General features: G+C 41.9%; 8 protein-coding genes and 1 pseudogene. 2 read left to right on the forward strand and 7 right to left on the reverse strand.

Annotation, left to right across the window (positions count from 1 at the left end):
• Window positions 1–137: 137 nt before the first annotated feature.
• Window positions 138–260, reverse strand: a pseudogene (locus tag O9300_RS06970) (pentapeptide repeat-containing protein); the annotation flags it as partial.
• 301 nt (window positions 261–561) lie between these two features.
• Between O9300_RS06970 and O9300_RS06975 the strand changes: the two are divergent.
• On the forward strand, window positions 562–999 hold the full coding sequence (locus tag O9300_RS06975; protein WP_190722679.1) for a DUF29 domain-containing protein: 438 nt from the start codon (window positions 562–564) through the stop codon (window positions 997–999).
• 363 nt (window positions 1,000–1,362) lie between these two features.
• On the opposite strand, the gene O9300_RS06980 is transcribed toward O9300_RS06975, so the two are convergent.
• The 3 genes from O9300_RS06980 to O9300_RS06990 all read right to left on the reverse strand — a co-directional run bounded on the left by O9300_RS06980 (window position 1,363) and on the right by O9300_RS06990 (window position 4,816).
• A complete protein-coding gene (locus O9300_RS06980) occupies window positions 1,363–2,706 on the reverse strand; it encodes a TldD/PmbA family protein (RefSeq protein ID WP_287970874.1) in 1,344 nt (447 codons plus the stop codon).
• A 92-nt stretch (window positions 2,707–2,798) separates the two neighbouring features.
• On the reverse strand, window positions 2,799–3,344 hold the full coding sequence (locus O9300_RS06985) for a DUF456 domain-containing protein (protein ID WP_287667656.1): 546 nt from the start codon (window positions 3,342–3,344) through the stop codon (window positions 2,799–2,801).
• Window positions 3,345–3,346: 2 nt separating this feature from the next.
• Entirely contained in the window at window positions 3,347–4,816 is a 1,470-nt protein-coding gene (locus tag O9300_RS06990; RefSeq protein ID WP_287970876.1) for a TldD/PmbA family protein, read from the reverse strand.
• A 184-nt stretch (window positions 4,817–5,000) separates the two neighbouring features.
• Between O9300_RS06990 and O9300_RS06995 the strand changes: the two genes are divergently transcribed.
• Window positions 5,001–5,465, forward strand: coding sequence for a hypothetical protein (locus tag O9300_RS06995; protein WP_287970878.1), 465 nt, complete (start codon window positions 5,001–5,003; stop codon window positions 5,463–5,465).
• Window positions 5,466–6,007: 542 nt separating this feature from the next.
• Here O9300_RS06995 and O9300_RS07000 read toward each other — a convergent pair.
• From O9300_RS07000 to O9300_RS07010, 3 genes are all read right to left on the reverse strand, one after another.
• Entirely contained in the window at window positions 6,008–7,303 is a 1,296-nt protein-coding gene (locus O9300_RS07000; protein WP_287970881.1) for a DNA cytosine methyltransferase, read from the reverse strand.
• 43 nt (window positions 7,304–7,346) lie between these two features.
• Window positions 7,347–7,625: a PIN domain-containing protein gene (locus O9300_RS07005; protein WP_287970883.1), complete on the reverse strand. Its 279-nt coding sequence runs from the start codon at window positions 7,623–7,625 to the stop codon at window positions 7,347–7,349.
• Between the two features lie 156 nt (window positions 7,626–7,781).
• Window positions 7,782–8,003: a hypothetical protein gene (locus tag O9300_RS07010; protein ID WP_287970885.1), complete on the reverse strand. Its 222-nt coding sequence runs from the start codon at window positions 8,001–8,003 to the stop codon at window positions 7,782–7,784.
• Window positions 8,004–8,427 lie beyond the last annotated feature (424 nt).

An 8,427-nucleotide genomic window follows, 5' to 3' on the forward strand; every position in this document is an offset into this window, starting at 1 on the left:
TCTGCTCTTTCTTCTTCTTTAAGAGCTTTTTGTAAGTTTTTCTTTTCTTCTAAGTCTAGGAAATCTTTGGCTGGCATAAGTAGGATTTTTCTAAAATTACTATTTCTATTTTAGGTGGTTTAAGTGCGTTTTAGCTTATCACAACCACTGAAATCCGCCCCCGCTAAGTCCGCACCGCGAAAGTTACCACCCCGCAAGGATTCCCCCCGGAAATCCCGTCGCCCGTTTTTGTACTGTTCAATAACTGCCGCTGCCTTCATCGCCTACGAAATTGCCATACTATGCCCTCAATCTTACTACAAGTCAGAAAGCGGGTTTCTTGAGAGAATCCGATTGACACTCCCACCCCAGCGCTTCGGGATTCTTGGTTCAACGAGTCCACGTTCAAAAACCTGGCATTTTTATGGGCAATCGCGTCAGGTTCCACACCTCGCGTTCTAGAATATATCTGGATTTCCCCCATAGATATCTACTACAATAGCCGAAAACCCCTATCTATCAATGGATACACCCATTAACCTTTCTTAATCTACTAAGTAATTTTCTATGGAGAGTTAAATTATGTCGTCAACTGCCTACGAAACTGATTATAATCAATGGCTAAAAGAGACGGTAAAACAGTTACGAGAGCGCAATTTTGAGCAGGTGGATTGGGATAATTTAATTGAAGAAATCGAGAGTATGGGGAAAAGTGATAGACGAGCTTTAATGAGTCTGTTAACCCGTCTTATCGAACAGCTTTTAAAGCTGGCTTATTGGCAAGAAGAAAAAAAACGGTCAGGTAATCATTGGGCGGCAGCAATAGTCAATTTTCGCGCCCAAATTCAGCATCGTTTAGAAGATAGTCCCAGCTTACGGCCAGAATTAGCAGCTATGTATGATAAAGTTTATCCAGTGGCGATTAAATCAGTTTCTCAGCTTTTTTCCCTCAATTCAGACGCTCATATATCCCTCGAACAAACATTAGATGATAATTGGTTTCCCCCGGCTGAAAAATAGTTCTTAATTAGGAGTAATACTAAAGCTGAATAAATGTGAAATATAAACGAGATAAGGGTTTTAGTGTCCTGTTTTGCTCCCACAGGTGCAAGATTTTGAGAGAATCGTGGTTCAAAACCTTGGGTCTTCATCGGCCCGCGTCCTGTAGGGGCGAAGCATTCGGGCAATAACCTATGGTGAAACCGTAGATTTTCTATCCGAATGCTTCGCCCGTACTTTTTGCCGCAAACCCTAATCAGTTTTTAATAACCAGATTTATTGTAATTTGCATAGTCAACAGCTTACCCACGACTATAAAATTAGCATCCATCTTGCGGGGGTATTACCCTTGTTAATACCCCCTATTTTTGGTCTGGTATAGTGTTAAGCTTCTCCTGTGATTGATAAACCCTCTACCCAAACGTAGGGACAAACACCACTGGGAGTAATAACTGCTTCCGGTTCCAGATAAACAATCGATTTCAGCAGTGTTAAAATATCCCCAGCTACGGTAGCGGAATCGATGCTAATGCGCTCATTTTTGTTCACTAACCAACCGTCAAACGGCAAAGAGAAGGAACCTTGTAGAGAATTAACTCCCGCATGAAGTGCCTGTAAACTATCAATTAAAACCACATTTTCTGCTGTTTCCAAAGAATAGCTTTTTGGTTGATTAGCACTAGCAAAAACGTGATAAAAATGGGGACTAACTGTTACTTTTGACCCAATGTTACCGTTGCCAGTCGGTTCTGTATTCATCCGTTTAGCGGTAATCGTGCTATGGAGAAAATTACTCAAAATCCCCTCTTTAATTAATTCCACACGACGGGTGGGAGTGCCTTCACTATCAAAAGTTTCTGCGGCAACATTAGCCGGATGGAGGGAATCATCGCACAAATTTAAGGCAGTAGCAGCGATTTGTGTTCCCAAAGATTCAGGAGTAGAAAGACTCTGTTTATCAAGGACATTTTGGGCATTAAACAGATTAGAAAATGCTCCTATGAGACTCAAAAAGGCCCGGGGGGCAAAAACCACTAAATATTTACCCGTGGTAATCGGTTGATAGTCTAGATGGCTAACAGTTTTGGTAATCGCTTCCTCGATGCAACCATCGATATCTAATTTTTCCAGTCCCGGACTCACCCGAAAAGCACCAGCGCTGCGGGGTTTTTTGCCTTCCTGTTCGGTTTTGGTGTATAAATACACACTGGCATAACTACGCGCTTCCTGACGCATTGCCCCGTCGCTATTGAGATAAAAACGTCTGACCTGCTGTTGTCCCAAACCGTTATAGGGAACACTGGCAATAGCCGGATGGGCCGCTAGTAGGGATTTTTCGGCGGCTAATAACTTATCGACGAGAGTGGATACAGCTGCTTGATTATACATTTCGCTGGCCACTTCTGTGGTAGGTGCGGTGGCGGCAGGACTAAAATCGGGGACATTTTCCTTAACACCAAAAAAGCTGGCTTCTTGGGCGGTTTTCAGGGCTAATTGCAGTCCCACCGGGTCCACATCGGTGGTCGAGGTGACACCGACTTGATTATCCCGATTCCAGACGCGAACGATAACGCTGGAACGATTGGAAGCTTGTACCTGTTTGGGTTCCCCTTGAAACACATCCACATCGGTTTCATCGACCGAGGAACCATAGATGTCGTATTTAGCAATTCCTAAAGCTTGGGCGCTAGAATTAGCGATTTGGGCGATATCTTCAACTTTTGGCATAGATTTTTTTTGGTGTTGGAGGATAGTGATAGGGAAGTGGGGGAATGGGGGAATGGGGAAATTTCAAATAAAATCCCAACATTCAACATCTTCTAACTGATAACTGAAGAGAGATTGGGCCAAGTGGTGACAATAAAGACGATAACGGCGGCCGTGGCCAGCATAGCTTTGGCAACGTGACCGATAACCGTGCCGACGACGATACCGACACAGACTTTTAGGGATTGTTGCAAACGGGGAGTTAATTCCAAATCGCGACGATAGGCGTATTCTCCCAAAAAAGCCCCCACCACAGGACCGACAAATAAGCCGATAATCGGTCCGCCAATGGGTAAAGCGGGTAAAAGCCCGAATATTCCCGCTAATAAACCCACTACTAGACCGATTTGACTCCAATTGCTCGCCCCAACTTTTTGGGCGCCGAGATAACTAGCGAGGAATTCCACCCCCAGACTGAGGAGAAGGACAACAAAGGCCACGGTTAAAGCGACCCCCATCCCCGCAAATTTGGTGACAAAACCCCACACCAGCATGGCGATTAAAATCAAACTCATGCCGGGGATAGCGGGCAGCAGTTCGCCAATTATTCCCACTATCATGATGGCAATTAGGAAGTAGTAGAGAATCACTAAAGTCATGATTAACGACCGCCAACGGTAATAGAATCGACTTTTAAATGGGGTTGACCAACGGTGACATAAACGCTACCACTAACGGAACCGCAAAAACCCGCCGCTAGACCTAAATCTTGGGAACACATAGAGATTTTATTCATAATCTCCTTAGCTGAACCGATTAAAGTCGCGCCTTTCAGGGGTTTAGTCAGGTTGCCATTTTCGATAAGATAGGCCTCCTCGACGGCGAAATTAAATTCCCCGGTCGCCCCCACACTACCACCGCCCATTTTTTTGCAATAAATGCCTTTATCGATGGAATTAAAGAGATTATCGAGGGTATATTCCCCGGGAGCGATGTAGGTATTCCGCATCCGACTAGCGGCGGCATAGGTGTAGTTTTGACGGCGACCGCTACCCGTGCGCGGATGGCCGGTTTTAATTGAACCGGTGCGATCGGCAATGAAGTTTTTTAGGATACCATTTTCAATTAGGAGAGTACGCTGGGCCGGCATTCCCTCATCGTCCATATCGATAGTACCGAAAGCTTTATCGGATAATCCTTCGTCCCACGCCGTCAGGTTGTCGTGGGCGATTTTTTCGCCTTTTTTATCGAGAAAGGGTGTGGTTTTTTGCTCGATTTGCGTAGTTTCTAGCAAATGACCGCAGGCTTCGTGGAAGATAACGCCGCCAAATTCATTGGCCATGACGATGGGATAACTGCCGGATTCTACATAGTCAGCGTAAAGCATTTTACCCGCCGATTCGGCCACTTCTGCCGCCGATTCCTCGGCATTCCACGTCCGCAGAAAATCGGGATTACTGGTACTACCCACCCGTTTACCAATGCTAGAACGATTAGTCCCATCGGCACAGAGGAGATTATAGCCCACCGATTGGGTGAGGCGAATATCCCGGGCAAAAGTGCCATCACTAGCGGCAACTAAAATTTCTTGCCAATCGCGAAAATAAGCGGCGCGACGAGATTGGACGTGAGAGGCTTTCTGATTGAGTTGAACGTTAGCAGTTAGGAGAATATCACCCATTTCTCCCAAATAACTGCAATTATTCAGCCAAATATCTTTGTTTTTGACCGTGGCATAATCCCGGAACATTTCCAGATTGATTTCGGGAATATACGCGTTAGGACTGGGTAGGTTTAAACCGAGAATCGATAAACCTTTTTCTAGGGCATTTTTTAAGCCTTGGAAGCTTAAATCGTTGGTACTGACATAACAATCAGCTTTCCCGCGAAAAAGGCGGATTCCTGCACCTGTAGATAGTTTCGGTGAGAGACTGGTGATGCTGTCATCTTCGGCTAAACAACTGATATAGTTGACTCTTTCTAGGAAAAATTCGATAAAAGTCGCCCCGGCAGCCCGTCCCAGTCCCAGAAGAGTGGACAAAGGAGCCGCCCAAGAGCTATCAAAGCGCTCCAGACTAGGATTATATTTCAGGGTGGGGAGTTCTTTGGAGATGAGTAGAGTGGGTGACATAAAGCTGGTTTATCAGTTAATCTGCTGGTTTCTAGTCTAACAGTTCTCAGTTTTTTCCGTATTGGGGTGGGTTAGCGCCGCCCAACCCAGCTAAATTTTTCTCCTTCATATCTCTTAATAAAAACCTTGATTCGATCGCTTATCGCCCGCAAGATTAAAGAAAGAGCGACTCAGGATCAAAATAATGGCCACAGCGACACAATTCTTAAACATTTCTGACTTGACAAAAGATGATTATTGTGTATTCGGTTTAGCGATTTGTTTTCTCAAACAGGAGGGAGAATTAGAAAAAGTGGCGGTGTTAGAACCGATTCCCTCGGCAGCCCTAGAGGCAATTGTCAAAGGAATTCCCACTTCCTACGAATTTGCCCGCGCCATGAGTTTAGGAGAGGTTTTTCAGGACGATAATCCTCAAATACCTAGTAATTTTCCCGATAATACCCAATTATGCGAGAATTTTGTCGAAAGGGCGATTGCGGCCACTCGCACCTATAAAAATCAACCCCACCTGCAAGGGTTAATCCCCTTGGGCAGCCAAAAAGACGATTTAAACTTTTCTCTAGAGAAAAAACGCATCTTGAATGCTGTTCATGTGGTACAGACGGAGGATAACGTCAAACAACATTCTCACACCCATAAGGTTTTGTAATTAAGGTTAGTTCGGGTTAGGGAAATTTTGCAGTTTTCCCTGATTCCGAACTCAGATGAACCAGTTATCTTAAGGGTGAGGTGTCAAGTTGTGATTTTGAGGAGTTGATGCCCAATTAAGTAGGGAGGCACAATTATTTGTAGGATGGGTTAGCGGTAGCGTAACCCATGCGGGCGTTGGGTTTCATACTTCAACCCAACCTACGTTCATCTAAAAAGATTATAATTTGTTTTCTCAATTTAGGATTAGTAAACCATGGCAAGTATAGAAACATTATTAGCAGAAATTATTAAGGTTGCATCTCACATTTGCAGAAATAGCGACAATCGGCAATTATTGGTGAATCTTAAATTGGTACAAGTATATTAACAACTGCGTGTAAGCATCTCACCGAAAAGCAAATGCGCGAGGGGTTTGGGGGTTCTACCCCCCAAACGCTTGGATTGAGTCATAAAATCGAAAGTAACGCCCAATTTTCAAAGAGAGGTTCCCTTTAAAAACCCCAACTTAGTAGATTTATAAAAATGAGATGCACCCAATTATTAAGGCAATGCTACACATAAATTTTGGCTGACTGAATAAATATCTTCAAACAAATAATCCCATTGATGTTCTAGGTGTCTAGCAATATGGTAAACAAGCAAAGGTGGGACAGCATTACCAATTAATTTGTAACCATCCGTAGCCGAAAGTGAATATTTTCCATCTCCCTTATTTTGTTGACGCACAAATTGAAAATCATCGGGAAAAGTCTGTATTCTCGCACATTCCCGCACAGTTAAACGTCTCATTTTTAACCCTGCTTCTAACTCATTAACTATCTTTCCCCCTAATTCTAAAGATAATCTCCTAAATTCAATATTACCGTGATGTTCCGAGCGAATAGTCGGACCTAAACCCTGTAAATTAACCTCGATTTGTCCCTGAGTTTTACCATAATGTTTAGCTTTTGAATAGCTTTTTTGTGAGAGGTCAAATAACTCATCTTCTGGTTCTTCTAAACCTGATAATATCTGACCCACTGTACTGTAAGTTTTAAGAGGATATATTGACTCAAACAGATTTAATTGATGCTTAATAACTTTATGGGTTGGATGCGGAAAAATATCATTATTTTCTAGATGTCCTATCGCTGTCGCTTTTAAATAGGTTTTATTTAAACCGATAAAGATAATTCTTTCCCTAGTTTGGGGAATTCCATAATCGGGAGCAAAGAGAAGTTTAGGGATAACTATATATCCATCTTTACCAATGGCACTAAAATCATCTTCAATTATATCTTTAACATTAGCCAAAGAGATTAAACCTTTGACATTTTCAGCAATAAAAACTTTAGGTAAGGTTAATTCAATAACTCTCTTCATCCAATAATAAAGTTTTCCGCGATTATCCTGAAAACTATCTTCACTCTCGTCTAGCAGTTTACCCCTGTGACTTTTGTGAGAATTAAACCCCTTTCTTTTTCCTGAAACACTAAAATCTTGACAGGGAAAACCTCCCGTTACTACATCGATATTACTGGGAAACTGGAACTCTCCTTTTTCTGCTTGTTTGACTAAATCTACAATACTACCCAAGTGAAATACATTCTTTTTACCCCTTTTTTCAAAGTAGGGAATCCAAGCATTATGGGCAGCTTTAGTTATATCATTAGCAAAGACAGTTTCAAAAGAAGTGCGCGGTAGTTTTAGCCATGGTTCCCGTCTTTCTACTATCCAATCTTGATGAATATTTTCATTAATACAGTCTTGGTGTACCCAAAAACCTCCCTCTAATCCTAAGTCCATTCCCCCGCAGCCAGAAAATAGGGATAAAACTCGCTTTTGTTGCCTATTCATCACTATTGATTAAATGAGTAATTAAATAATATCATACTTATAATCAACTCGATCGAAAGGGATTAATTAAAGTTAGTTGATTGGATATTATTAATCCATCCTGCATATCTTCAGAGTAAAGAAGACTAGCATCGATTGCTAAGGCACTAGCTACAATTAAACTATCCCAAAAAGAAAAACTGTATTGAGTGCGGAGTTCAGAGGCTCTTAAAATAATATTGCGATCAAGTTGAATAACAACACATCCATCGTAAATTTCTTGAATAATTTCTCTAATTTGAACTTCACTTATTTTTGCTTTTTTGGACAGCGCAAACTTCATTAATAATTTGCGTACTGATTAAGATATTTTCCCTGCTAGTTAAAGCGGTCGCTAGATTGTGTTTTCGCATTTCTGCAGCATCGTTACACTCTGGGTCTATTAAAAGACGGTATAGCCAGATATTAGAATCACAAAAATAAAGAGAATTGGTCATAATTATAGCTGATGAATTTCTTCACGATTTAATTGACGAATACCTTTAACAGCAACGGGATTTTGAGTTAATTGAGCAATGATTCCAGTGGTTGATATTTTTTTATTTTGTTTGATCACAATAACTTGAACTTCGCTGTCTTCCCTAAAGTCCTGTTGGTATTCTTCGGGAATTTCGATGATACCTTGTTGGATTTTGGCTTTAAATTCCACTGCATTTAACATATTGTTGCTCTCGAGGGACTGTCTATTAAGATTAATTATAACAAATCCTGGTTAATCCCAACATTTCCTTCGGCTCAAAGGTCTGCGGATTGGCATTGAAACTATTCTTTATCAATAGATTTATTGCGCTGGTACTCCCGAAGAAATCCCTAAGATTTATCCTTCCCTGAGTTGAGAACAAGTTTAGGCGACAATTTTATCTTATCTCCACAACCAAGCATAAGTTAAGCAATACATAGGGTTTGCTGAATAAATCTAAAAACCTTGTTGGATAAGACTTTTCGACCTTTTTGAAATCCAAAAGTGCCTGGCATGGGAGTGATCAGGGGGAAATTCAGGTACTTTTTCCCTGAAAATTAGGTAATTGACCCCCTCAAAATCGGTAAAACCCCACACCCCACACCCTACACCCTACACCCTGCTT

The organism is Microcystis sp. LE19-195.1E (assembly GCF_027532095.1).
GTDB classification, from domain to species: Bacteria; Cyanobacteriota; Cyanobacteriia; order Cyanobacteriales; family Microcystaceae; genus Microcystis; species Microcystis aeruginosa.

What these genes read in the sequence shown, in the direction of transcription:
- O9300_RS06975 (WP_190722679.1), top strand. Translation starts at nt 562, where the DNA reads ATGTCGTCAACTGCCTACGAAACTGATTATAATCAATGGCTAAAAGAG.
- O9300_RS06980 (WP_287970874.1), bottom strand. Translation starts at nt 2,706, where the DNA reads ATGCCAAAAGTTGAAGATATCGCCCAAATCGCTAATTCTAGCGCCCAA.
- O9300_RS06985 (WP_287667656.1), bottom strand. Translation starts at nt 3,344, where the DNA reads ATGACTTTAGTGATTCTCTACTACTTCCTAATTGCCATCATGATAGTG.
- O9300_RS06990 (WP_287970876.1), bottom strand. Translation starts at nt 4,816, where the DNA reads ATGTCACCCACTCTACTCATCTCCAAAGAACTCCCCACCCTGAAATAT.
- O9300_RS06995 (WP_287970878.1), top strand. Translation starts at nt 5,001, where the DNA reads ATGGCCACAGCGACACAATTCTTAAACATTTCTGACTTGACAAAAGAT.
- O9300_RS07000 (WP_287970881.1), bottom strand. Translation starts at nt 7,303, where the DNA reads ATGAATAGGCAACAAAAGCGAGTTTTATCCCTATTTTCTGGCTGCGGG.
- O9300_RS07005 (WP_287970883.1), bottom strand. Translation starts at nt 7,625, where the DNA reads ATGAAGTTTGCGCTGTCCAAAAAAGCAAAAATAAGTGAAGTTCAAATT.
- O9300_RS07010 (WP_287970885.1), bottom strand. Translation starts at nt 8,003, where the DNA reads ATGTTAAATGCAGTGGAATTTAAAGCCAAAATCCAACAAGGTATCATC.